This window comes from Pseudovibrio sp. WM33 (assembly GCF_001623165.1).
In the GTDB taxonomy this organism is placed as follows: Bacteria; Pseudomonadota; Alphaproteobacteria; order Rhizobiales; family Stappiaceae; genus Pseudovibrio.
Genome location: NZ_LMCK01000003.1, coordinates 1 through 22,460, shown reverse-complemented (window position 1 = coordinate 22,460; position 22,460 = coordinate 1). Strand labels below are relative to the sequence as shown.

Sequence of the window (22,460 nt, the reverse complement as noted above, 5' to 3'; positions counted from 1 at the left end):
GCCACCGGTGATATATCAGTATTATCTCTGATATATCTCTGTTGGCAAGAGGCAAAACTCAGTAAAGAAGAATTTTCATGACAACAAATCTATTCGGGGAGATAGTTTAGAAGTGAAATATTGCTAAAATTGCAGTTTCACTGAGAGAAACTTGCGCCCATTCCTCCTAGGAAGCTTGGAGGTATTCTAACAATCTCGGAGCCAAACTATTGATGTATTCTGGAATGATGCTCTTCAAACGCGAAAACGCGGCGCAGGAATATTTTTCCAACACCGCGTTAAAAATGAAGCTCATTCATTGAACTGAGGGATATTTTCCCTCACGCAACCTGTTTTGGGGCAGCCTTTTGAAAGGCCTCGATCTGCTCTGTTTGCTCGAAAATAGCACTGATGCGGGTGAGGTGAGAGCGGTCCACGCCCCAGCGATCCGCATTGTAAACCTGCGGCACAAGGCAGATATCAGCCAGTCCCACCTGATCCCCATGACAGAACGTGCCGCTTTGCCCATCTGCCAGCATCTGCTCAAATGCATCGAGGCCTTTGGCGATGAACTCACGCATCCAGTCAATTTTGACCTGATCGTCTCCGCCAGCCAGCTCCACGATGCGCTGAACCACACCCAGATTACAAACCGGATGAATGTCCATCGCGATTGCATGAGACAGCGCACGGACGCGGGCCCGTTCACGGGCGGTGGATGGCAACAGGGCAGGGGATGGGTGCAGCTCATCCAGATATTCGATGATGGCGAGAGACTGGGTCAGCATATCACCGTCCAGATCCAGAGACGGCACAAAGCCCTGCGGGTTGCGGCTCAGGTTTTCATCAGCCTTCTGCTCGCCTTTAAGCAGATTGACTGTGACCATATCGTAGGAGAGCCCTTTCAGGTTCAGTGCGATGCGGACCCGGTAGCTCGCGGAAGAACGCCAGTAATCATATAATTTTATGTTGCTCATTGTATTGGCGCCCCCTCCCAGAGCTCAATTCATGATCTTACGCGTATCCTTCCCCGAGAGTCGGTTCCCGACTTTTGGGAGATACGCTTTAGGTCCCGTTGGCAGCCTCGGCACTCATTTCCCCAATAAGTCCCTCTGCATTTTTCTGAACCTTTTCCATCAAAGACAACAGAACGGCCTGTTCTTCCGCGGAAAGGTTCCCAGTCAGCGCAGCTTCCACATCCCGGACCAACGGAATGACATCGTTGAACACGGCAAGGCCTTTTTCGGTCAGGCGCAGGACGGACTTGCGGCGGTCTTCTCCGTCAATGTCGCGGCGCAGGAACTCTTTTTTGCGAAGGGCCTGCACAGCGCGGCTGACATTCACCTTATCCATACTGGAGCGCTCGACGATCTCAGAGGCGGACAGCGCCCGATTGCGACCCAGAATTGCCATAGTGCGCCACTCAGAGACGCTGAGGCCGTACCGTTCCCGGTAAACACTTGAGACAGCAGTACTAACGGCAGTGCCAAAAACACGGACCTTATAGGGAAAGAACGACCCAAGCTGGAAGTCTTCCTTGTCCATCGTGTTATTCGCAGTCGCCATCATCATGTCTCGTTGGTTTAAATTGAAACTATTGCGCACTCATATTTGCACAATCATCCTGATAGTATCAATTGCAACTATATGTCAAGAGCATGATCAGCGCCTCTGATATATATCCAAAAGTAGAATAATCAGCTATTTTTAGCCATTTTGCAGCATTTTAGCCCGCTTTCTTACGCTTAGGGAATTTGTTTTGGCGGAAAATGTTATTGACAAAGTTACAAGTGAAACTATTCTGAGATTAGATAAATTACAGATTGCCTGAGTCTGGGAGGACCAGCAGGTGATCTTCAATTGCCAAGGATGTGTTATGACGAGTTGGATCGAGAGTGCGAACGCACCGCACTGCCATTTCCCAATCCAAAATCTTCCCTACGGCGTGTTTGCCAAAAACGGTGAAGAGCCACGTTGTGGTGTTGCGATCGGTGACATGGTTGTTGACATGGCTGTGCTGGAATCCGCCGGGCTTCTCAAAGCGGGCGCCGCCACCACCGTTTTCGATAAGCCAACTCTGAATGCCTTCATGGGCCTTGGCAAAACATCCTGGGACAGCGTTCGCGAACAGCTGACATCGCTGTTTGCGAAAGGCGGCAATGATAAGTTGTCCGGCAATGATAAGTTGAAAGCAAAAGCGCTGGTGCCAATGAGCGCTGCGCAGATGTACCTGCCTTTTGCAGTTTCCGAATACACCGACTTTTACGCCGGCAAGCAACATGCCATGAACATTGGCACTATTCTTCGCGGCGCTGAGAATGCACTACCACCAAACTGGTTGCATATCCCAATCGGATACAATGGCCGCGCCTCAACGGTCATTGTATCCGGTACAGATATCAAGCGCCCTCTGGGTCAAACCAAAGCACCAACGGCTCAGGTGCCTTCTTTTAAAGCCTGCGCACGCCTCGACATCGAGTTGGAACTGGGTGCGGTTGTTGGTACGCCAAGCACTATGGGTCAGCCGATCACCGTGCAGGAAGCCGATGATATGATCTTCGGTTATGTGCTGCTCAACGACTGGTCCGCCCGTGACATTCAAGGCTGGGAATATCAGCCGCTTGGTCCGTTTCAGGCGAAAGCATTCGCAACTTCCATCAGCCCGTGGGTTGTGACGAAGGCAGCACTGGAATCCTTCCGCACCAGCACGCCAGAGCGCGAAAAAGAGCTTCTGCCTTACCTCAATGAGCCGGGTCCGATGATCTATGACATTGAGCTGCAGGCCTACATGCAGCCGGAAGGCGCTGATAAAGCGACACTGCTGTGCCACACCAACTACAACCGCATGTACTACTCTGCGGCACAGCAGCTGACACACCATGCCATTGGCGGCTGTAAAATGAACACGGGCGACCTGCTCGGCTCCGGCACCATTTCCGGTGCAGAAAAATCCGAGTTTGGCTCCCTGATGGAACTCACATGGGGTGGCAAAGAGCCAATCACTCTGGACAGCGGTGAAAGCCGCACGTTCATCGAGGACGGTGACACCCTGACGCTGACAGGCTGGGCGCAGGGCGATGGCTTCCGCATCGGCTTCGGCGAATGCACCGGCAAAATTCTGCCAGCTCCAGATTTCAAAGCATAATTTAGGATAGTGACGATGGCTAAAGCATTTGCATCCAGTGGCGACATGGAAGCCAAAAAGATCTCCTTCACCGAAGTTGGACGCGATCTGTACGCGTTCACCGCTGAAGGTGATCCAAACACCGGCGTCATCATTGGTGATGACAGCGTCATGGTGGTTGATGCGCAGGCAACCCCTGTCATGGCTCAGCTCGTGGTTGATAAAATCCGCGAAGTGACTGACAAGCCGATCAAATACGTGACCCTGTCGCACTACCACGCTGTGCGCGTGCTGGGTGCATCCGGTTATGGCGCTTCAGAAATCATTGCCTCTGAAAAGTGTGAGGGCATGATCTATGAGCGCGGACAGGAAGACTGGGACTCCGAGTTCGGTCGCTTCCCTCGCTTGTTTGATGCAGCAGACTCCATTCCGGGTCTTACGTGGCCAACCATGACCTTCAAAGACCGCATGACCATCAACATGGGCAGCCGCAAGGTTGAGCTGATGCATCTGGGCCGTGCCCACACCGCTGGCGACATTGTTGCATGGGTTCCAGACGAAGGCGTGATGTTCACCGGTGATATCGTTGAGTACCACTCTGCTTGTTACTGCGGCGACGGTCACTTCAAGGACTGGGGCAACACGCTCGACGCAATCAAAGCCTACAATCCAGACGCAATTGCACCGGGTCGCGGTGATGCGCTTGTGGGTCAGGACATGGTCAACAAAGCCATTGAAAACACGCGCGACTTTGTTGAGAGCACCTATAAACCAGCCGCCCGCGTGGCAGTACGAGGCGGCACGCTGAAAGAAGCATGGGACGCAGTGCGCGCAGAATGCGATCCGAAATTCGCTGACTACGCAATCTACGAGCATTGTCTGCCTTTCAACGTCGCCCGCGCTTTTGATGAGGCTCGCGGCATCGACACCCCACGCATCTGGACCGCTGAACGAGATCAGGAAATGTGGGCAGCGTTGCAGGGTTAATATGAATGAGCCGAGGTGAGGATGTCCAAGATCCTCCTCACCACCTTTTCCCCTTCAAGGGATAAAGACCGCAAAGCTCAAGCAAATTCGAGGTGGAAGACCTAAATAGAGACGACAGGAAACTACAGAATTTGGGTCACTCGCAACAGAGCGAATGCGTCCAAGAAATAGAAAATACTGGCTCACGGCAACACCTTGAGTTCTTGTCTCTCTCAGCATTTTGGCAGTGTTTATCCTGAACACCAATTTTGCTGGCCCCTTCCACCTTCAATACCGCAGGCGAAAGCCACCCCATATGCGTCAGGGCGCCGGATGGACCCCAAGTTCCAGCCGGCACTCCAAAGTTGATTGATGTTTTGCCGGATGCTGGCTGAGGCATCACACTTGCTGGGAGGCAGCGTATGACGAAAAAAAAGATTTTCGAAGTTCCGCTTTATCCATATGTCCGGTCGCCGGATCAGGATGCGGAAAAGGCAGTGCGCCATAAGGTTGTTGTGGTGGGAGCAGGCCCGATTGGTCTGGCCGCAGCAATTGAACTGGCTATGCAGGATGTTGAAGTTGTTGTTGTTGATGACAACGACAAGGTGAGCTGGGGCTCTCGCGCGGTTTGTTATGCAAAGCGCCCGCTGGAAATCCTCGACCGCATTGGCTGTGGTGACCAGTTTGTCGACAAAGGCGTTCAGTGGAACGTGGGCAAGGTCTTCTTTGACGAGCGTCAGGTTTATCAGTTTGACCTGTTGCCGGAAGATGGCCACAAACGTCCGGCTTTCATCAACCTGCAACAGTATTACTTTGAAGAGTATCTGGTTGACCGGGTTAAAGAACTTCAGGCCCAAGGCAAGCCTATCGAGATCCGCGGCAACAACAAGGTTGTCTCCGTTGATCAGGGCAATGACTTTGCAACTGTTGAGCTGGAAACACCGGAAGGCAACTACTGCGTTGAAGCCGACTGGGTGATCGCCTGTGACGGGGCTGCGTCTCCAATCCGTGCCATGATGGGGCTGGATTTCGTAGGCCGCATCTTCGAAGACAACTTCCTGATTGCTGACGTGGTTATGGAAGCAAACTTCCCGACAGAGCGCTGGTTCTGGTTCGATCCGCCATTCAACCGTGGTCAATCCGCTCTTCTTCATAAGCAGCCAGACAATGTGTGGCGCATCGACCTCCAGCTTGGCTGGGATGTCGACAAGGAAGAAGAGAAGAAGCCGGAAAACGTCATTCCACGCCTGAAAGCCATGCTGGGCGAGGATGTGAACTTCGAGCTTGAGTGGGTTTCCATCTACACCTTCCAGTGCCGCCGCATGGAACAGTTCCGCAAAGGCCGTGTGATCTTTGCTGGCGACAGTGCTCATCAGGTGTCTCCGTTTGGTGCCCGTGGTGCGAACTCCGGCCTGCAGGATACAGACAACCTGATCTGGAAGCTGAAGCTGGTGATGGACGGTACGGCTCCGATGAGCCTGCTGGACACCTATGATGAAGAGCGTGTTTTTGCGGCTGAAGAGAACATTTTGAACTCTTCGCGCTCCACTGACTTCATCACGCCGAAATCTGCGATCAGCCGTGTGTTCCGCAATGCTGTGCTGGATCTTTCCGAGGCAGCCGAGTTTGCCCGTCCACTGGTCAACTCCGGTCGTCTGTCCGTTCCGGCCACTTATGACGGGTCTTCTCTGAACAGTGATGATTGTGCTGGCATGCCAGTGCGCTCCCGTCCGGGCTCTCCGGCAGCAGATGCACCAACGGCGAATGGCTGGTTGCTGGATCAGATGGGCAACAAATTTCAGTTGCTGGCAATCAACACGGATGTGCCGGACACTGTCGATGTTGGCGGCGTGACCATCTCTGCACTGCGTGTAAACGCGACCGATGAGATCAAGGATCGTTATCTGGGAGACAAGTCTTCCGCTGTTTACCTGATACGCCCGGACCAGCACGTTGCTGCCCGTTGGGAGACCTATGACGGTGCCAACGTCGCACAGGCCCTGAACCGCGCTATCGGTATTTTTGAGCAGGAGGCCGCACAATGAGCCATCTGAATACAAAAGCAAACATCGCCAAACCGGACGAGTTTTATCACAATCTTCTGGTTCTGCATGAAGGACGTTCTGAAGAAGAAAGCGAAGCGCTCAACGCCAAGCTGGTTCTCATTCTTGCCAACCACATCGGGGATGCAAGTGTTCTTCGTGAAGCAATGGACCTGGCTGCCAAAACACAGGCCAGAATACAGGGAGGAGGCGAGGCTTAGTCGCCTCGGTTAGAGTCTTATGAAAATTGAGCAAATTCACCACGTTGCCTACCGTTGTAAAGACGCAAAAGAGACCGTTGAGTGGTACACCAAAAACCTCAACATGGACTTCGTACTGGCGATCGCAGAGGACAAGGTTCCTTCCACGCACGAGCCTGATCCGTACATGCATCTGTTCCTTGATGCAGGCAACGGCAACGTGCTGGCATTCTTTGAACTGCCAACCAAGCCGGAAATGGGCCGCGACGAGAACACACCAATCTGGGTGCAGCACATCGCCTTCAAAGTGAAGGACCGTGAAACTCTGATTGAGTTTAAAGAGCATCTTGAAGGCAACGGCATTGATGTGCTGGGCGTGACAGATCACTCCATCTTCCATTCCATTTACTTCTTCGATCCAAACGGACACCGCGTTGAGCTGGCTTGTCCGGATCCAGCAGAAGAAGAAAAACTGAAGCGTCTCGACGCTGTGAAGTGGGACATGCTGGAAGAGTGGAGCCGCACCAAGAAAGCACCGCACCATGCTGACTGGCTGCACGCAAAAGAACTCGGCAAAGCCTAGGACTAGGACTGCCTGAAGAATGGGGACTGGGAGGTTCCCGTTCTTCACTCAACAAACTGACTTTAGTGGTATCTTAAGGGAGGGAGCCATGGATTTCTTGAACACGAAAGTTGCTCGCCGCACGCTGCTTGGCATGGCAACAGCTGCCATGTTGGCGCCAACTGCATTTGCAACCGCTGCTTACGCAGAAACCAAACTGGTTCTATCCAGCTGGCTGCCACCACGCCACCCGATTGTGGTCAACGCAATCAAGCCGTGGGCAAAGGAAGTTAAGAAGGTTACTGATGGCCGCGTTTCTGTGCGCGTTCTGGCAAAACCTGCTGGCGCTCCACCTGCGCACTTTGACATGGCTGCTGACGGCGTTGTCGACATCACATATGGTCTGCACTCCTTCACCAAAGACAACCGCTTCCAGCGCTCCCGTATCGGCCAGTTTTCCTTCCTCGGAGATGACGCTGTTTCCGGTTCCAAAGCATTTTGGGATGTTTACGAAAACGATCTGGATGCGCAAGCCGAGCACAAAGGCACCAAGGTTCTTGGTCTCTTCGTTCATGGCCCAGGCGTGTTCCACAACAACGTGCGCAAGCTGAACACACCAGCGGACATCGAAGGCCTGAAGGTCCGTGTGCCGGGCGGTTACATTGCTGATCTGGCAAGCGATCTTGGCGCATCTCCGCTGTTCATGCCATCCGGCGAAGTCTATGAGACCCTGTCTCGCGGCATCATCGACGGTGTGACTTTCACTTATGAAGCGTTGACCGCGTTCAAACTGCTGGACCACGTCAAATACTCCATGCGCGTTCCAGGTGGTATCTACAACACCACATGGTTCCTCGTCATGAACGAAGGCAAGTGGGACGGTATTTCTGCTGAAGATCAGGCTGCTATCATGGCAATTTCCGGTGATGCTTTTGCTGAGCGTGTTGGCAAGGCATGGAATGGTGCGGATGAAAAAGCAATCGAGCGTATCAACAAAGCTGGCATCGAAATTTATGATGCCTCTCCTGAAATGGTTGCGGCCATCAAGGAAAAAGCTGCTGCCTACGAGACCGAATGGGCAAAGGCTGTTGCAGAAGATGGCTTTGACGGCACTGCTGCTCTGACAAAGTTCCGCAAATCTACAGGCGTAGAAAAGTGATCGGGTCGAACAACTCTTCAGGGGGCGCATCGCGGGTGCGCTCCCTCGCCAACCTCATTGAGCTTGGCCTTGGAATATGTTGCGCGTTACTCCTCGCGGGTCTGACTGGCCTTACAGTCGTTGATGTGGTTGGCCGTTATTGGTTCAACGCACCTGTTCGCGGTGCTTTCGAAATCACCCAGCTGATGCTTGGCGCTCTGGTTTTTACAGCTTTGCCGCTAACAACCTCTCGTAAAGAACATGTTGAAGTGGACATGATCTACGGCATGGTTCCTCCAGTCATGCAATCTCTGATGAAGGGCATTGCCTGGTCTGTTTCCACTGTCACGCTCCTGATCTTCTCCTGGCGGCTGGCTGCACACGCAGAACGCCTCATGGAAGATGGAGCCGTCACCAATGCTTTAGACATCCCATTGGCACCCCTTGCCTGGATCGCTGCTGTCTGTGCGCTGCTGAGCGCCTGTTACACATTCGTATTCTTCAAAAAAGCATTCCGCAGAGGTTTTTAAAGTCATGTTCGAATCCCTTATCGGCTTTGCAGCTCTGCTCGTCCTCATTTTCCTGCGCGTGCCAATCGCCTTCGCTATGATCTTTATCGGAGCGGCTGGTTTTGCGTGGCTGCGCGGCTGGTCTGCCACATGGTCTGTTGTCAGCAGCGTGGGTTTTGAAACCAGCCTGTCTTATTCGCTCTCTGTTGTTCCGCTGTTCATCCTCATGGGCAACCTACTCACCATCTCTGGTGTCAGCCACGGCCTTTATGCTGCTGCAAACCGCCTTTTGGGCGGCGCGCGCGGAGGCCTTGCCATGGCATCAGTTGTGGCATGCGGCGGGTTCTCAGCTGTTTGCGGATCGTCTCTGGCGACAGCGGCCACCATGTCCAAAGTGGCAATGCCGTCCATGCGCAAATACGGTTATGCAGACAGCTTGGCCTCTGGTTCAATCGCCGCTGGCGGCACGCTTGGCATCCTCATTCCGCCATCCGTGGTAATGATCATCTACGGCCTGTTGACAGAATCCGACATCGGTAAACTGTTTGTTGCTGGTGTTATTCCAGGCATTCTGGGGCTCCTGCTTTACATTGGAGCCATCTACGTCGCCACGTTAATCAACCCCTCTCTCGCTCCCAAGGCAGAAGGTGTTGAACCATTCACCCGCAAAGAAAAGCTCGGCGTCTTTGCTGTGCTCGGCCTGTTTGCAGTGATCATGGTTGGTATCTATGGCGGGTTCTTCACGCCGACTGAAGCTGCTGGCATCGGCGCAGGCACGTCCTTTCTGATCGCACTGCTCATGGGCGGTATGACCATTAAAAACCTCTACCACGCCATGCTGGAAAGCGCCCGCACCACAGCTATGATCTTCATGATCATCATTGGCGCAGAAGTGTTCTCCAACTTCGTGAACTTTGCAGGTTTGCCAGACACACTGGCGGAATGGGTGCTGGATCTTGAAGTCAACGCCTACATGGTAATCCTCGGCATCGTGCTCATTTACATCGTGCTGGGCTGTGTGCTGGAAAGCCTCTCCATGATCCTGTTGACCGTGCCTGTGTTCTATCCGCTCATTCTGGAACTGGACTTTGGCACCGAAGTGCTGAACGATCCTGAAGCCGTGCTCATTTGGTTTGCAGTGATTGTGGTGGTCGTCACGGAGATAAGTCTGATCTCGCCACCTGTCGGGCTCAATGTTTTCGTGCTGCGTAACGTGCTGCAGGATGTGAAACTCTCTACGATCTTCAAGGGCGTGTTCCCGTTCTGGGTGTCTGACCTTGTACGCCTGGCACTGCTAATTGCGTTCCCCTGGTTCTCTTTGTGGCTCGTTGGTGCCATGTAACCACGCCGGATCTCAGATCAACGAAAAAAGGGAGGGCAACAGCTCTCCCTTTTGTATCTTAGGGCCGCGTACACATCTCACATCCTAACAAACGCACGAACCGGCAATTAACCCGCAAGGCCCATAGTGGTCGCAACCATAATAAGGCTGAGGGTTTCATGGCTCCTAACATCGCCATTATTGGGGCTGGCCCAACCGGGCTCACTGCTGCGATTGAGCTCAAGCGTCGCGGCATAATTCCAACTATATTTGAAGCACGCAACTGTCTGGGTGGACAGTGGGCCTATGAGGTTCTCACAGACGAACCCGTTGATGTGCGCGATCCGCAAAGCCAAAGCGTCTATTCTGCAATGTACCCCAAGCTTTGGGCCAACCTGCCCAAACGCGCCATGCAAATCAGCGATTACAAGCTGCCGGAAGACTTACAATTGTTTCCGGGCCGCGTGGATGTGCTGGATTACATCGACGCCACCGCCAGAGAAGCAGGTATCCAGCCGCTCATCGAGTTCAACACACCGGTCAAGCATGTTGCCAAGGCAGGCGATGGTTGGCGTGTGAGCACTGAAGGCACCGAAAAGATCTTCACGCATGTGATTGTCGCAACTGGAAAAGACAGCTACCCCAACATTCCTAAGATCGCAGGACTGGAAAGTTTTGAAGGACCAGTCACTCATTCGCAATCTTACCGCCTGCCGAACCTTTATGAAGGCAAGCGTGTTGTTTTGATTGGAGCCTGCGTTTCCTCAGAGGATATTTCGCTGGACCTGAGCCCACATGCCGAGCAGGTGTATATCTGTGGTACGTTCCCACCAAACGGTCACAAATGCTATGTGCGCGACGGGCTTTACGGGGAGGGGCTCAATATCAGCCAGCATGCACGGCCAGAGCGCATTGAAGGACGTAAAGTCTACCTGCAAAACGGGGAAGTCCTGCACAACGTGGATGATATCATCCTGTGTACGGGATACATCTACAACTTCCCCTTCCTGAAAGGTTCTCTGGATGACATTGAACTGAGCGGGTGCTCCATGGGGCCGCTGTATCTGAACATGTTTTACCCACCAGACCCGACCCTTATTTTCCTTGGTCTGCCGCGGTTCACCGTCCACTTCGCCAACATTCATCTGCAAAGCATTTACTGCGCAAAGATCTTAAATGGTGAGTTGGATCTACCACCTTCCGATGAGATCAAACGGGAAATCGCCAATGGTGGTTGTGTCCTGCAAAAGAATCCAGCCAATCTGGAAGAGTACCACAACAGCGTGTTCGAGAGTTTCACCAGACTGAGCGATATGACCGGAGAGCCTGACCTGGATTGGAGGACCTTTTTAAACACGCTCAACGATCATAAACGCCAGTACCAACAAAACTACCGTCTTCATCCCTTCACCTACGACCTGAAGGAATAGAGCAGAAACGGTCGTTCTGATCTGCTGCACGCACTGCAACTCACCTCTTGCCTTTATGCGATTCGTATACGACATGTATATTAATCATATAAAGGAATACTTCCATGGGCATTGTAAAAATCTCTGATGACCTGCATGAGGAAATCAGAAAAGCGAGCACAGTCATGTCTCGCTCCATCAACGCACAAGCAGAGTTCTGGATCAAAATGGGCATGCTTGCAGAGTTAAACCCAACGCTGAGTTACACAGAACTGGTTCAACAACAGCTCAAAGCTTGCAAGGTCGCTCCCCCAGAGGTGATCGAGACATGAGTGCGATTATCATCAAAAACACCGATGAAGTCGCACTGATGCGCCAGTCGGGCAAACTTCTCGCTCAAGTCTTCAAAATGCTGGAAGACGTTGTGAAGCCCGGGGTTTCGACGCTTGAGATCAATGACCGGGTAGAAGATTATATCGTCAACGAGTTGCACGCCCGCCCAGCCAGCAAAGGCCAGTACGGCTATATGTTTGCGCTCAACTCTTCCATCAACGAAGTCGTTTGCCACGGCATCCCCGACAAAGCACGCAAGCTGACAGCCTCAGATATCATCAATGTAGACATTACATTGGAGAAGGATGGCTTCATCGCAGATTCCAGCACCACCTTTGTGATGCCGGGTGCCTCTCGCAAAACACAAAAATTGGTCAAGACCACTTACAAAGCCATGTGGGCCGGCATCCAAGAAGTGCACCCCGGTGCAAGACTGGGTGATGTAGGTGCTGCCATCCAGCAGGTTGCCGAAAGTTCAGGTTATTCCATTGTGCGTGACTATTGCGGCCACGGCATTGGGCGGGACATGCATGAAGGCCCATCCGTGATGCACTTCGGCAAACGTGGCACTGGTGTTGTGCTGAAAGAAGGCATGACCTTTACCATCGAGCCTATGGTCAACGCAGGCACAGAGCTCACCGTCACCAAAGAAGATGGCTGGACCGTCGAAACCCTCGACCGCAAACCCTCCGCCCAATGGGAACACACCGTACTGGTGACAAGCACCGGCTTTGAAGTGCTGACACTGCGGGAAGGGGAAAGGGTACCGGGGTAGGAGAATGAGGCTTTATCTTCTCCCTTCTGGGCAATTTTCAAGTTAGATTCACACACCCCGGAAGCGTTATTCGCATGCGGGGTGTGTGAATGTGTCAGTGAGTTACCAGCCTATGCCAGTTCTGGTTCCGCTTTGGCGCGCTGAGTGGCATGCAATGTGCTGCGTTTGTATTGCTAGTCCTCGGCATAATCACAATCCAGATACTCTTCAAAATAAGGGCCACCATAGGTGTAGTGAACGAGCGCGGCCTCTGGATTGTATGGATAATCTTCAACCAGATGGTTCCAGACAAGCGGCAAAGAGCCGATCAGGTTGTCATCTCCTAACCACTTAAATTGGTGCAGTTCGAGGTCTGACCGAGTGTTTACATACTCTGGTGTCAGCGCTTTACACCTAGCGTTATTGAACATCATTACACTCGACCAGTTCTTCTTTTCATATTTGGACTGGACGTTATTGAGGAACTTCGTGTCACTGACTGGCGTGTAATCGTGATTGCAACACATCACCGCATAGTCGTCATCGCGCATATTCCAAAGCTCTGCGATATCTTTTCGCACGATCATGTCGCAATCCATAAAGATCGACCAGCCTTAATAATTGGACAAATACGGCGCCAGAAAGCGACTGAATGAGAACTCGGTGGACTGAAGCGGATGTTTGTCGCGTTTGAAGATACTGCGCACGTTATTCAGAGCGATGGGTGTAATGGAAAGTGGAAGGGATGAGTTCTCGATAATGCTTTGAACAAGCACATGATAGGCAATCGTTTCATTGGAATCATAACCAATGAATATTCGAACACTCTCTGGCATTTCAAGCACCACCACTTTGCTGAGAAAATAAATTTCACAAACTTAATGGTGCAATTTGAATGGAAAATGTCAGACTAATAAATCCGCGAGTTCTTGCTGTGTTTTAATGCGTTGTCACATTCCGTAGGTCATTGATTTATTGTAATATTTCTAAACTACCAGATGATTGTAAAACGACCACCTTTCATTCTGCCTTCGTTAAATTCCTTAGCTTAGTTAATTATTCGCAATGCATTGCAAAAGTCAGGTTGCATGTTTTTACGCAGCCGCTCTAACTAAAAAATCAATGCCGATATCGCTCCTCAGCCTCATAGTACGCATCGAAGCCTACAGCCTTTTGCAGATCATCAAAGCTCATGGCAGGGTCAGGGAAGATCCCCTGTTTCATCTGGGCAAGAGCATCCTGTTGAGCCTTAATCATGCTCATCAGGCCGGTGAAAGGGTAGGTTGAGATGGCGAAACCAAGCTTCTGAAGCTCAGCTGGTTGAAGGAACGGCGTTAATCCTCCCTCCAGCATGTTTGCCATTTTCGGCCCATCAACTTCGTCGCAATAGCGTTTCATTTCGTCAACGGTCCGAGGAGCTTCCACAAAGGTCATATCAGCGCCAATTTCCCGGAAGGTTCTGGCGCGCTCTATGGCTTCGTCCAAACCATGCTCGGCACGGGCATCTGTGCGGGCGAGGATTAGGATGTCTGCGCCTTCGTTCTTGGCATCGACAGCGGCACGAATGCGCATGAAGGCCTCGTCCCGGTCCACCACATGCTTGCCTTTTGTGTGACCGCAGCGTTTGGGCGCCAGCTGATCCTCAATCATCACACAGGCCATGCCTGCATTGGCATAGCCCTTGACTGTGCGTTTGACGTTGAGAGCGTTTCCGTACCCCGTATCACCATCCCCAATCACGGGAATGCTGGTTGCCGAAGCAATGTTGCGGGCTTGATCAACCATTTCCGCATAGGAGATGAGGCCAGCATCTGGTTGCCCGAGTCGAGCAGCAGAAACCCCGAACCCGCTCATAAAGGCGAGGGGGAAGTCAGCTTGCTCGATCAGGCGGGCAGAGAGAGCATCCCAGCAACAAGGCGTGACATTCAGTTTGCCGCTCTCGAGGAGAGCTTTGAGCACCTGAGCTTTTGACATTTTTATACGCCCATTTTCTATGTGTTGTAAGGGATATACAGGGCAAGCCCTTGCCAAAAGTAAAGCAGGGCAGCAGTTGCCAGCATCATCAATGCAAACGGCCACGCCCCTTTGGCGACCTCTGACAGTTTCGCTCTGCCAACAGCCTGAATAATAAACAGATTCATTCCCACTGGTGGTGTAATCAACGCAGTCTCGATAAGCACCACGAAAAAGATACCGAACCAGATCGGATCAATGGACATGCCCGCCAGCGCAGGAAACAGGACTGGCACCATAATCAGCAGCATGCTGAGGGATTCCAGAAAGAAACCGACGATCAGAAGCACAAGACCAACCGCCAGAATAAACAGGCCAGGCTCAGAGATGTTGGTGGTGAGCAGTGTGGAAATATCCTGCGGCAAGCGATAAAGCGTGATGGCATAAGAAAAGACCTTTGCCCCTGCAATGATGAGGAACACCATCGTTGTGGTCTTCATCGACTTGTAAGTGGCCTCCTTCATCTTCTCCCAGTTCATCCGCCCCATGGCAAATGTGATGAGAAGCGCCATAACAAAGCCAATGCCTGCACTTTCAGAGGGTGTGGCGATGCCCATGTAGATGGACCCGATGATTGATCCAGCCAATAGCATTGTCGGCAGCGCCATGAAAGTCGCGCGCCTGCGTTCCGCCCAGCTCGCTTTCTCAATGCGCTCATACTTGCTGTTAAAGCGCGAATAGAGCATGCCGTAGATGATGAACACGCTGGCCAGGAACAAGCCGGGACCAATACCCGCCAGAAACAGTTTCGGGATCGAACTCTCAGTGACGATGCCATACAGGATCAATGGGATTGAAGGGGGAATGAGAATTCCCAATGTGCCACCAGCGGCCAACATACCCAGCACAAACGGGCGCTCGTAACCGCGAGAGGTCATCTCGGGGATCGCAACTGTTGCAATGGTGGCCGCGGTCGCCACAGAAGAGCCCGAAACGGCAGAAAACAAACCGCAAGACAGAATGGTCGCCACGCCAAGTCCGCCCGGCCAATGGCCAACCCAGCTTTGAACAGCCGCAAACAGATCCTTGCCCACACCACCTTTCAGCAGCACGTTTGACATGAGCAGAAACATAGGCACGGCCAGAAGTTCAAAACTGTCCATTGAGCCATAAAGGCGCTGGGGGACGGCATTCAGTGGCAGCGGGAAATACCAGAGCAAGAAGACACCCAGCGAACCTAGCGCAAACGCAACCGGCACACGGAGAATAAGAAGCAGCAGCAAGGCCGCGAGAATGAGAAACGCAGTCATGCTTAGCCCCTAGATCTCATGTTGCAAGGTATCGTCAGCTGGCACACCGTCGCGCCAGATTTTCACGGCCTCAGCAATGGACTGAAGGCCCAACAAGGCAAAGCCAACCCATACGGAGGCATGAGTGAACCACTTCGGCAAAGCCAGATAAGTATCTGTGGTGTGGCCACGCAATGTGGACTTGAGCCAGAGACCGTAACCATACCAAACCGCAGTGATGCAAAAGAGCAGGATCACCAGAATAGAGAAGGTCTCAACCACCTTACGCAGCACTGTATCAGGACGTCGGAAGGCAACATCAATGACGATCATCTCGCGGTGCTTCAGTGCAAAGGCTGCGGCAAGATAAGCCCCCCAGATCTGACCGATCCGAGAGATTTCATCCACCCATACAGTCGGGCTGTTGAAGACGTACCGGGAGACGACCTCATAACAGATGAAAAAACCAATTGCGAAAAACACCCAGGCAGCCAATTTGCCGGTGAATTCGGAAATATGATCGATGAGCTTAATCACGGCTGAACACCAAATGGACTTGCCGGAGAGCAGACACACACTGTTTGGAATGATCATTTTGTGCAGTCGGCTCCCTCAAAATAAAGGGGACCCAGAACAGGATGGGCAGGAAAGGAGCCCAATGGCTCCCTTTCCAAATCAAGTTGAAGATCTGAGCAGGTGAACCTACCAGTAGATCTTACATGCCTTTTGCAGCATCAATGGCTTGCTGACCAACAGGGCCAGCAGCTTCAACAAAGCGGTCCTGAACAGACGCAGTTGCTTCCACCCATTTGGCGCGTTCTTCATCGCTGAGGCGGATCACGTTGATCTTGTCCTTGACGCTTTCAACCAAAGCATCCTCACCAGAGTACACCTGATCACGCAGCTGTTTTTCGACCACGGCTGCCGCATCCAGAATGATTTGCTGGTTTTCAGCAGAAAGGCTCTCGAACAACTCGTTGTTGATCACCGCAACAAACTCAATCGCAAAGTCATAGGAGAGGGTCATGTTCTCCATCACTTCATAAAGTTTGCGGCTGGTTACGCCAGAGGTGCCAGTCATCCCCACATCAACTGCACCTTGCTGATAAGCGAGGAACTGTTTCGACCCGGACATCATAGTAGGTGCACCGCCGAGTGCTTCAACAGTCCAGCCCAAAACTTTGCCGTAGGTACGAACTTTTTCACCTTTGATGTCTTCAGGGGTTCTGATCGGATCACCGTTGTTGAGATAAATGTTACGGCCATAAGCCTGCCACCACAAAACGCGGGCGCCGGTTTCTTCCAGTACGGCTTTATCGAGAATCTCACGCATCGGCGAGCCGTTGGCAGCAGCTGCTCTCAGGTGGTCTTCATCACGGAAGAAGAACGGCAGGTTGACGATTTCAACGGCAGGAACGGAGCCTGCAAAACGGCCAAGAAACGCTGAACCTGCTTCAATCGCGCCAGAACCAACCGCTTCCGGAACTTCTTTGTCCTTAAACAGCTGCGCAGACGGGAACAGCTGAAGACTCAGCTCACCACCCGATTTTTCCTCAATAATTTCCTTGAAGGCATTCCAGTTCTGGCCAAGACTATGGCTTTCAGGCAGCTGTAAAGTAACGCGAATTGTTTCCGCAGCCATTGCGGTCGCGCATGACAAGGAAAGCGCGGCTGCGCCCAGCATTGAAATTAGTTTAACTCTCATTGGTGTCCCTCTCCCAAAACAAATCTTTTGAAATATGTGGTATATTAGAGAGTGTTTTTTGCGGAAGTACAGGCCGTTATTGCTGAGAAAATGTAATTATATTGTCCAGATCTCTCAATTCCAGCTGGCTAGAAAGGCATCTCTTGTCTGCGAGACCTTGCGGCGAACTCCCAGTGACCGTTACGTTCCTGTGACCTCTAACAGGGATCACATCTGACCAATTCCTCTGAAAATCACGTTTCGACTGCCGCAAAACATTTCGGCAAATTCAAACGAAAGGAGCCCGAGTTATAAACATGACGTGCACGGCACAGCTCGCACGACAGCGTTGCTCCCTGCATATTCAGCGGTCTTTGCCCTTGATTTTATGGAGATGAAGCCAGCCTGCGCACGTGCTTATCTAGCGTGTGTTTAGACTGCGCATTGTGACCACCTGAAAGAGTGTGGGCTAATCATGCAGGATTTTCGTCATGGGCAAAAGGCGAGGTCATCAGTCTGTACCAATCGGATGCTACCTCATTCAAACATGGGTGAGTCGGCGGGAAGGGCGATTTCGTGGGTAAAGTTATGGTACTGGGCGGCGATGGTTTTTGCGGCTGGCCCACGAGTCTGTTGTTCTCCAGCCTTGGCCACGACACTGTCATTGTCGATAATCTCTCTCACCGCAAGATCGACGTAGAGCTTGAGGTTTCCTCTCTCACTCCCATTGAGCCGATCAGTGAGCGGCTGGCAACCTGGGAAGAACTGACGGGCAACACCATTCGTTTTGCTAATATAACGCTTGGCACAGATTATGACCGTCTCCTGCAGTTGTTGAAGCACGAGAAGCCGGATGCGATCATCCACTTTGCAGAGCAACGAGCAGCGCCGTACTCCATGAAGTCTTCCTGGCACCGGCGCTACACGGTTTCTAACAATCTCAACTCGACCAATGATGTGCTCTCTGCAATTGTTGAAGCGGAACTGGATACTCATCTCGTTCATCTTGGTACCATGGGGGTTTACGGATACAGCACGGTGGGCTGCGAAATTCCCGAGGGATACTTGCGGGTTCATCTGGATGTGAACGGAGATATGCGCGAGCAGGAGATCCTTTATCCCACAAACCCCGGTTCCATCTACCACATGACCAAGTCGCAGGATCAGCTGTTCTTCCAGTTCTATGCCAAGAATTATGGACTGCGGATAACCGATCTGCATCAGGGTATCGTCTGGGGCACACAGACCGAGCAAACCTCACTGGACGAGCGGCTCATCAATCGTTTTGATTATGACGGCGACTATGGCACCGTACTCAACCGCTTCCTCATGCAAGGCGCAATTGGGTATCCGCTGACCGTGCACGGCACAGGCGGCCAGAAGCGGGCTTTCATCCATATTCAGGACACTGTGCGCTGCGTTCAGCTCGCTGTCGAAAATCCACCAGAGGGTGGAGATCGCGTGAAGATCCTCAACCAGATGACAGAGGTTCACCGGGTTCGTGATCTGGCTGAGATGGTCGCCAAAATGGCAAATGTGGAAATCGCATATCTGGAAAATCCGCGCAAGGAAGCTGCCGAAAACGATTTAATGGTGGCCAATCATAAATTTCTGGAGATGGGACTGGAGCCAATCACGCTAAGTGATCGGTTGCTTGAGGAAGTGACTGATATTGCGAAAAAGTATTCTGATCGCTGCGATACGACTAAAATCCCTTGCTTGTCCCTCTGGTAACGTTACGGGGATAGGCCGATGAAAATTGTCATTGTCTCCGATGCCTGGCACCCGCAGATCAACGGGGTGGTTCGTGTTTTAGAGATCACACGCCGCGAGTTATCCGCCCTGGGGCATGAAGTTATCCTCATCACGCCCGATCAGTTTCACCAAATGCCGCTGCCAACCTATCCGGACATCAAGTTGGCGCTGTTCCCCTATTACAAGCTTTCCTGCATGCTGCGCGAGCTGAAACCCGATGCATTGCATGTGGTGACCGAAGGGCCGTTAGGTTGGGCCACTCGCAAATACTGCCGCCGCAATGCGCATCACTTCACCAGTTCATGGCTCTCCAAGTTCCCGGAGTATGCCTCCATGCGCACCGGTCTGCCTGAGGCTTGGTTTTACAAGTGGTTGATTACCTTTCACAATCAAGCCACCCACACCATGGTCACCACACAGACTATGTTGGAAACGGCCAATCGTATCGGAATTAAGCGTGCCGTGCGTTGGCGGCGGGGAGTTGAGCTGAAGAAGTTCCGGCCTGTTCCTTCTGAAATGTTTGCAGACCTTCCCAAACCAATAATGCTCTATGTGGGGAGGATTGCGCCCGAGAAGAACCTGGAGGCGTTTTTAGATCTGAACGTGCCGGGAACGAAGATTCTGGTGGGGGATGGGCCGGATCTGGCATCGCTTACAAAGCGTTATCCAGATGCCGTCTTTACTGGGGCAAAAACCGGAGATGATCTGATCAAGGCTTATTGTGGGGCAGATGTGATGGTGTTTCCATCTAAAACCGATACATTCGGCCTCGTTAATCTGGAGGCGATGGCCTGTGGTATCCCCGTTGCAGCCTATCCGGTGACGGGCCCCAAAGACATTATTAGTGATGAGCCGGTTGGGGCGATGGATGAGGATCTCGCAGTTGCAATCCAACGTGCTTTACCAATGAAACCAGAGGATTGCATCGCCCATGCCAAAACATTCTCCTGGGAGCGGGCAACGCAGGACTTTCTGAATAACCTCGTCAGCTTCTCTACTGAGCAGTCTCAGAAAGCCAAGGATATCCTCACATCATCCGCTCATACAGATCAAACATAATCCAGAGCGTTCCGCCAACCATCAGGAAGATCAGAACGCCTGCAAAACTCATGGCAAGCACGTTTTCAATCGGGGTTCTGCTATCAATGCCAAGGAAGTAATGCAGATGTACGCCAACCTGAACAAGCGCGCATAAAGCGATGATGCCGAAGGTCAGTTCAACCGGAAACGCCATGGTCCAGACAATGGCAAACGGAATGAGTGTGAGCGCCAACGCGAGGATAAACCCGGTGATCAGCCTCTTTGCACTGTGAGATTGCGGGTGCATCTTACTCTCCTAAATAAGCCAGCCGGGCATGTAGACGATTGAGAAAATGCCGATCCAGACGATGTCGAGGAAATGCCAGAACATGCCGAGGCGATGGAGGCGGGATTTGACCGGAGAGGTCAGCCCCTTGATGAGAATCTGGAAGATCATCACCGTGATCCCAATCATGCCAAGGCTCACATGTGCGCCATGTGTTCCCACCAGCGTGAAGAACGAGGTGAGGAAGCCACTGGTCTGAGGTCCGGCACCAGACTCAATCATGCCAATAAATTCAATCACTTCCAGAGATATGAAGCCCATACCAAGCACGATGGTAACAATCAGCCAGAACACTACCTGACTTTTATGCTCTCTGACAGAGGCGAGGGACGCGAAGCCAAACGTTACGCTTGAAAAGAGTAGGAACATGGTTTCGGCAAAAACGTGTTTGATGTCGAACACGTCAATCGGCAGCGGTCCGGTGGCAGTGTTCTGGAACATGACCACGTAAGTTGCAAACAGAAGCGAGAAGATAATCGCATCTGTCATCAGGTAGAGCCAGAAGCCCAAGTCTCTGATATCTAACGTTTCTTCTGTCGGTCCGGGAGAGCCGGTGGTTTTAGGGCTGTATGTGCTCATGACCAGAAATCCCCCGGTGTTGGTTTGTGGTCTTCCAGTGCTTTGATACGGGTCTTCTCATGGGCCTCGATCTCGGCAGCGGGGATAATCTCGTAGGTGTGATCTTGCGAACTCCGAGTTATCAAACACGCCAGCACGCCGAGGAACCCGAGGGCGACCAGCCACCAGATGTACCATGTGACCGCGAAGCCGATGAGGAACCCGAGGCCACCGAGGAAGACACCAATGCCTGTGTTTCGCGGCAAGTGAATGTCCTCGTAGTCTTGCGCAGGGGCATAAGCCACGCCGCGCTGCTTCATGTCCCAGAAGGCATCAATGTCCTGCACGTCCGGGACCTTGGCAAAGTTATACTCGGCAGGTGGTGAAGAGGTTTGCCATTCCAAAGTCCGGGCATTGTATGGGTCACCCGTGATGTCCTTGTTCTTCTCACGGTCGCGAATGCTCACATAAAGCTGCATTCCCTGACAGAAAATACCAATCAACACACTCAGTGCTCCAACCGCTGCAAGGATCAGAAACGGCTGCCACTCAGCCATTTCATAGCGTTCCATTCGGCGAGACATACCCATGAAACCAAGCGCATAGAGAGGCATGAAGGCGAGGTAGAAGCCGATAATCCAGAACCAGAAAGTACGAACACCCCACGCTCTGTCGAGCGTGAAGCCTGTTGCTTTGGGGAACCAGTATTGGAAGCCAGCAAAGTACCCAAAGACCGCGCCGGGGATCAGCACGTTGTGGAAGTGCGCCACAAGGAAGGTGGAGTTATGCATCAAAAAGTCTGCAGGTGGGATTGCCAGTAACACGCCGGAAACACCGCCGAGCACGAAGGTAATCAGAAAACCGATGGTGAATAACATGGCAGGGTGGAAGATGATTCGGCCCTTGTACATGGTGAACACCCAGTCAAAAATCTTCACACCCGTCGGCACAGCGATAATCATGGTCGCAATACCAAAAACAGCGTTCACATTGGGACTGGAACCCATGGTGAAGAAGTGATGCAGCCAAACGGTGAAGGATAGTATGGTAATTACCGCTGTTGCGTAAACCAGTGACCGATATCCAAAAAGCCTTTTTTGAGAGAAGGTTGCAGTCACTTCGGAGAAAACTCCGAATGCGGGTAGTATGAGGATATAAACTTCCGGGTGTCCCCAGATCCAAATCAGATTGGCGTAATTCATCATGTTACCGCCAGCGTCATTGGTGAAGAAGTGAAACCCGAGAATCCGGTCCAATCCGAGCATCGCAGCAACAACTGTCAGTGCCGGAAAAGCGAAAGACATGAGGAGGCTGGTGCATAAAGTGGTCCAGGTGAACAGGGGCATCTGCATCAGGCGCATTTTGGGCGCGCGGCACTTTATGATCGTGACAACAAAATTAATCCCCGTCATGGTGCTGCCCACACCGCTGACCAGCAGCGCCCAGATCCAGTAATCAACGCCCACACCCGGACTATACTCAGCGCCGGAATACGGCGGGTAGCCGGTCCACCCAGCC

The 22,460-nt window shown here is 52.2% G+C and carries 22 protein-coding genes and 1 pseudogene; 13 read left to right on the top strand and 10 right to left on the bottom strand.

Annotation, left to right across the window (positions count from 1 at the left end):
• Positions 1-320: 320 nt before the first annotated feature.
• Both maiA and PsWM33_RS00810 read right to left on the bottom strand, forming a co-directional pair.
• Positions 321-956: a maleylacetoacetate isomerase gene (gene maiA / locus PsWM33_RS00815; protein WP_063298883.1), complete on the bottom strand. Its 636-nt coding sequence runs from the start codon at positions 954-956 to the stop codon at positions 321-323.
• A gap of 88 nt (positions 957-1,044) precedes the next feature.
• Positions 1,045-1,545 (bottom strand): MarR family winged helix-turn-helix transcriptional regulator, encoded by a 501-nt coding sequence (locus PsWM33_RS00810; protein WP_208994329.1) that lies wholly within the window; start codon positions 1,543-1,545, stop codon positions 1,045-1,047.
• A gap of 310 nt (positions 1,546-1,855) precedes the next feature.
• Between PsWM33_RS00810 and fahA the strand changes: the two genes are divergently transcribed.
• The 11 genes from fahA to map all read left to right on the top strand — a co-directional run bounded on the left by fahA (position 1,856) and on the right by map (position 12,358).
• The gene (gene fahA, locus PsWM33_RS00805; RefSeq protein WP_063298882.1) at positions 1,856-3,124 is read left to right on the top strand and encodes a fumarylacetoacetase; all 1,269 of its coding nucleotides are present in this window, start codon (positions 1,856-1,858) and stop codon (positions 3,122-3,124) included.
• 15 nt (positions 3,125-3,139) lie between these two features.
• Positions 3,140-4,090: an MBL fold metallo-hydrolase gene (locus tag PsWM33_RS00800; RefSeq protein ID WP_057461345.1), complete on the top strand. Its 951-nt coding sequence runs from the start codon at positions 3,140-3,142 to the stop codon at positions 4,088-4,090.
• 401 nt (positions 4,091-4,491) lie between these two features.
• Positions 4,492-6,114, top strand: a complete 1,623-nt coding sequence (locus PsWM33_RS00795) for an FAD-dependent oxidoreductase (protein ID WP_063298881.1) — start codon at positions 4,492-4,494, stop codon at positions 6,112-6,114.
• Positions 6,111-6,332, top strand: a complete 222-nt coding sequence (locus PsWM33_RS00790; RefSeq protein ID WP_063298880.1) for a DUF2783 domain-containing protein — start codon at positions 6,111-6,113, stop codon at positions 6,330-6,332. Before PsWM33_RS00795 ends, PsWM33_RS00790 begins: the two co-directional genes overlap by 4 nt.
• A gap of 19 nt (positions 6,333-6,351) precedes the next feature.
• A complete protein-coding gene (locus PsWM33_RS00785; RefSeq protein WP_063297134.1) occupies positions 6,352-6,894 on the top strand; it encodes a VOC family protein in 543 nt (180 codons plus the stop codon).
• 88 nt (positions 6,895-6,982) lie between these two features.
• Entirely contained in the window at positions 6,983-8,032 is a 1,050-nt protein-coding gene (locus PsWM33_RS00780; protein ID WP_063298879.1) for a TRAP transporter substrate-binding protein, read from the top strand.
• Positions 8,029-8,541 (top strand): TRAP transporter small permease, encoded by a 513-nt coding sequence (locus tag PsWM33_RS00775; protein WP_208981804.1) that lies wholly within the window; start codon positions 8,029-8,031, stop codon positions 8,539-8,541. The genes PsWM33_RS00780 and PsWM33_RS00775 overlap by 4 nt, the downstream gene beginning before the upstream one ends.
• A 4-nt stretch (positions 8,542-8,545) precedes the next feature.
• A complete protein-coding gene (locus PsWM33_RS00770; protein WP_063297131.1) occupies positions 8,546-9,862 on the top strand; it encodes a TRAP transporter large permease in 1,317 nt (438 codons plus the stop codon).
• Positions 9,863-10,020: 158 nt separating this feature from the next.
• Positions 10,021-11,271 carry an NAD(P)-binding domain-containing protein gene (locus PsWM33_RS00765; RefSeq protein ID WP_063298877.1) on the top strand — a complete coding sequence of 417 codons (1,251 nt, stop codon included), beginning with the start codon at positions 10,021-10,023 and terminating at the stop codon, positions 11,269-11,271.
• A 104-nt stretch (positions 11,272-11,375) separates the two neighbouring features.
• On the top strand, positions 11,376-11,582 hold the full coding sequence (locus PsWM33_RS00760; RefSeq protein ID WP_057461352.1) for a ParD-like family protein: 207 nt from the start codon (positions 11,376-11,378) through the stop codon (positions 11,580-11,582).
• Positions 11,579-12,358, top strand: coding sequence for a type I methionyl aminopeptidase (gene map / locus PsWM33_RS00755; RefSeq protein WP_063298876.1), 780 nt, complete (start codon positions 11,579-11,581; stop codon positions 12,356-12,358). Before PsWM33_RS00760 ends, map begins: the two co-directional genes overlap by 4 nt.
• A gap of 173 nt (positions 12,359-12,531) precedes the next feature.
• Here map and PsWM33_RS27820 read toward each other — a convergent pair.
• The 5 genes and pseudogenes from PsWM33_RS27820 to PsWM33_RS00730 form a co-directional block, all read right to left on the bottom strand.
• Positions 12,532-13,173 (bottom strand): annotated as a pseudogene (locus PsWM33_RS27820) (glycosyltransferase).
• Between the two features lie 283 nt (positions 13,174-13,456).
• On the bottom strand, positions 13,457-14,311 hold the full coding sequence (locus PsWM33_RS00745) for an isocitrate lyase/PEP mutase family protein (protein WP_063298875.1): 855 nt from the start codon (positions 14,309-14,311) through the stop codon (positions 13,457-13,459).
• 17 nt (positions 14,312-14,328) lie between these two features.
• The gene (locus PsWM33_RS00740; RefSeq protein ID WP_063298874.1) at positions 14,329-15,600 is read right to left on the bottom strand and encodes a TRAP transporter large permease; all 1,272 of its coding nucleotides are present in this window, start codon (positions 15,598-15,600) and stop codon (positions 14,329-14,331) included.
• Between the two features lie 9 nt (positions 15,601-15,609).
• Positions 15,610-16,173 carry a TRAP transporter small permease gene (locus PsWM33_RS00735; RefSeq protein ID WP_208991924.1) on the bottom strand — a complete coding sequence of 188 codons (564 nt, stop codon included), beginning with the start codon at positions 16,171-16,173 and terminating at the stop codon, positions 15,610-15,612.
• A gap of 121 nt (positions 16,174-16,294) precedes the next feature.
• Positions 16,295-17,284 (bottom strand): TRAP transporter substrate-binding protein, encoded by a 990-nt coding sequence (locus tag PsWM33_RS00730; RefSeq protein WP_063297125.1) that lies wholly within the window; start codon positions 17,282-17,284, stop codon positions 16,295-16,297.
• A gap of 567 nt (positions 17,285-17,851) precedes the next feature.
• On the opposite strand from PsWM33_RS00730, the gene PsWM33_RS00725 reads away from it, so the two are divergent.
• Together PsWM33_RS00725 and PsWM33_RS00720 are read left to right on the top strand one after the other, a co-directional pair.
• Entirely contained in the window at positions 17,852-18,997 is a 1,146-nt protein-coding gene (locus PsWM33_RS00725; RefSeq protein ID WP_063298873.1) for an NAD-dependent epimerase/dehydratase family protein, read from the top strand.
• Positions 18,998-19,015: 18 nt separating this feature from the next.
• Positions 19,016-20,077, top strand: a complete 1,062-nt coding sequence (locus PsWM33_RS00720) for a glycosyltransferase family 4 protein (RefSeq protein WP_063298872.1) — start codon at positions 19,016-19,018, stop codon at positions 20,075-20,077.
• Here the strand turns inward: PsWM33_RS00720 and cyoD are convergent.
• The 3 genes from cyoD to PsWM33_RS00705 all read right to left on the bottom strand — a co-directional run.
• On the bottom strand, positions 20,046-20,345 hold the full coding sequence (gene cyoD / locus PsWM33_RS00715) for a cytochrome o ubiquinol oxidase subunit IV (RefSeq protein WP_063287574.1): 300 nt from the start codon (positions 20,343-20,345) through the stop codon (positions 20,046-20,048). The two genes, PsWM33_RS00720 and cyoD, sit on opposite strands and share 32 nt — an antisense overlap.
• A gap of 9 nt (positions 20,346-20,354) precedes the next feature.
• Positions 20,355-20,963 (bottom strand): cytochrome o ubiquinol oxidase subunit III, encoded by a 609-nt coding sequence (cyoC, locus tag PsWM33_RS00710; protein WP_063298871.1) that lies wholly within the window; start codon positions 20,961-20,963, stop codon positions 20,355-20,357.
• Positions 20,960-22,460: cbb3-type cytochrome c oxidase subunit I (locus tag PsWM33_RS00705; protein WP_063298870.1), on the bottom strand; the 1,501-nt coding region annotated here is incomplete at its 5' end. The genes PsWM33_RS00705 and cyoC, both read right to left, overlap by 4 nt.

What these genes read in the sequence shown, in the direction of transcription:
- maiA (WP_063298883.1), bottom strand. Translation starts at nt 956, where the DNA reads ATGAGCAACATAAAATTATATGATTACTGGCGTTCTTCCGCGAGCTAC.
- PsWM33_RS00810 (WP_208994329.1), bottom strand. Translation starts at nt 1,545, where the DNA reads ATGGCGACTGCGAATAACACGATGGACAAGGAAGACTTCCAGCTTGGG.
- fahA (WP_063298882.1), top strand. Translation starts at nt 1,856, where the DNA reads ATGACGAGTTGGATCGAGAGTGCGAACGCACCGCACTGCCATTTCCCA.
- PsWM33_RS00800 (WP_057461345.1), top strand. Translation starts at nt 3,140, where the DNA reads ATGGCTAAAGCATTTGCATCCAGTGGCGACATGGAAGCCAAAAAGATC.
- PsWM33_RS00795 (WP_063298881.1), top strand. Translation starts at nt 4,492, where the DNA reads ATGACGAAAAAAAAGATTTTCGAAGTTCCGCTTTATCCATATGTCCGG.
- PsWM33_RS00790 (WP_063298880.1), top strand. Translation starts at nt 6,111, where the DNA reads ATGAGCCATCTGAATACAAAAGCAAACATCGCCAAACCGGACGAGTTT.
- PsWM33_RS00785 (WP_063297134.1), top strand. Translation starts at nt 6,352, where the DNA reads ATGAAAATTGAGCAAATTCACCACGTTGCCTACCGTTGTAAAGACGCA.
- PsWM33_RS00780 (WP_063298879.1), top strand. Translation starts at nt 6,983, where the DNA reads ATGGATTTCTTGAACACGAAAGTTGCTCGCCGCACGCTGCTTGGCATG.
- PsWM33_RS00770 (WP_063297131.1), top strand. Translation starts at nt 8,546, where the DNA reads ATGTTCGAATCCCTTATCGGCTTTGCAGCTCTGCTCGTCCTCATTTTC.
- PsWM33_RS00765 (WP_063298877.1), top strand. Translation starts at nt 10,021, where the DNA reads ATGGCTCCTAACATCGCCATTATTGGGGCTGGCCCAACCGGGCTCACT.
- PsWM33_RS00760 (WP_057461352.1), top strand. Translation starts at nt 11,376, where the DNA reads ATGGGCATTGTAAAAATCTCTGATGACCTGCATGAGGAAATCAGAAAA.
- map (WP_063298876.1), top strand. Translation starts at nt 11,579, where the DNA reads ATGAGTGCGATTATCATCAAAAACACCGATGAAGTCGCACTGATGCGC.
- PsWM33_RS00745 (WP_063298875.1), bottom strand. Translation starts at nt 14,311, where the DNA reads ATGTCAAAAGCTCAGGTGCTCAAAGCTCTCCTCGAGAGCGGCAAACTG.
- PsWM33_RS00740 (WP_063298874.1), bottom strand. Translation starts at nt 15,600, where the DNA reads ATGACTGCGTTTCTCATTCTCGCGGCCTTGCTGCTGCTTCTTATTCTC.
- PsWM33_RS00735 (WP_208991924.1), bottom strand. Translation starts at nt 16,173, where the DNA reads ATGATCATTCCAAACAGTGTGTGTCTGCTCTCCGGCAAGTCCATTTGG.
- PsWM33_RS00730 (WP_063297125.1), bottom strand. Translation starts at nt 17,284, where the DNA reads ATGAGAGTTAAACTAATTTCAATGCTGGGCGCAGCCGCGCTTTCCTTG.
- PsWM33_RS00725 (WP_063298873.1), top strand. Translation starts at nt 17,852, where the DNA reads ATGGTACTGGGCGGCGATGGTTTTTGCGGCTGGCCCACGAGTCTGTTG.
- PsWM33_RS00720 (WP_063298872.1), top strand. Translation starts at nt 19,016, where the DNA reads ATGAAAATTGTCATTGTCTCCGATGCCTGGCACCCGCAGATCAACGGG.
- cyoD (WP_063287574.1), bottom strand. Translation starts at nt 20,345, where the DNA reads ATGCACCCGCAATCTCACAGTGCAAAGAGGCTGATCACCGGGTTTATC.
- cyoC (WP_063298871.1), bottom strand. Translation starts at nt 20,963, where the DNA reads ATGAGCACATACAGCCCTAAAACCACCGGCTCTCCCGGACCGACAGAA.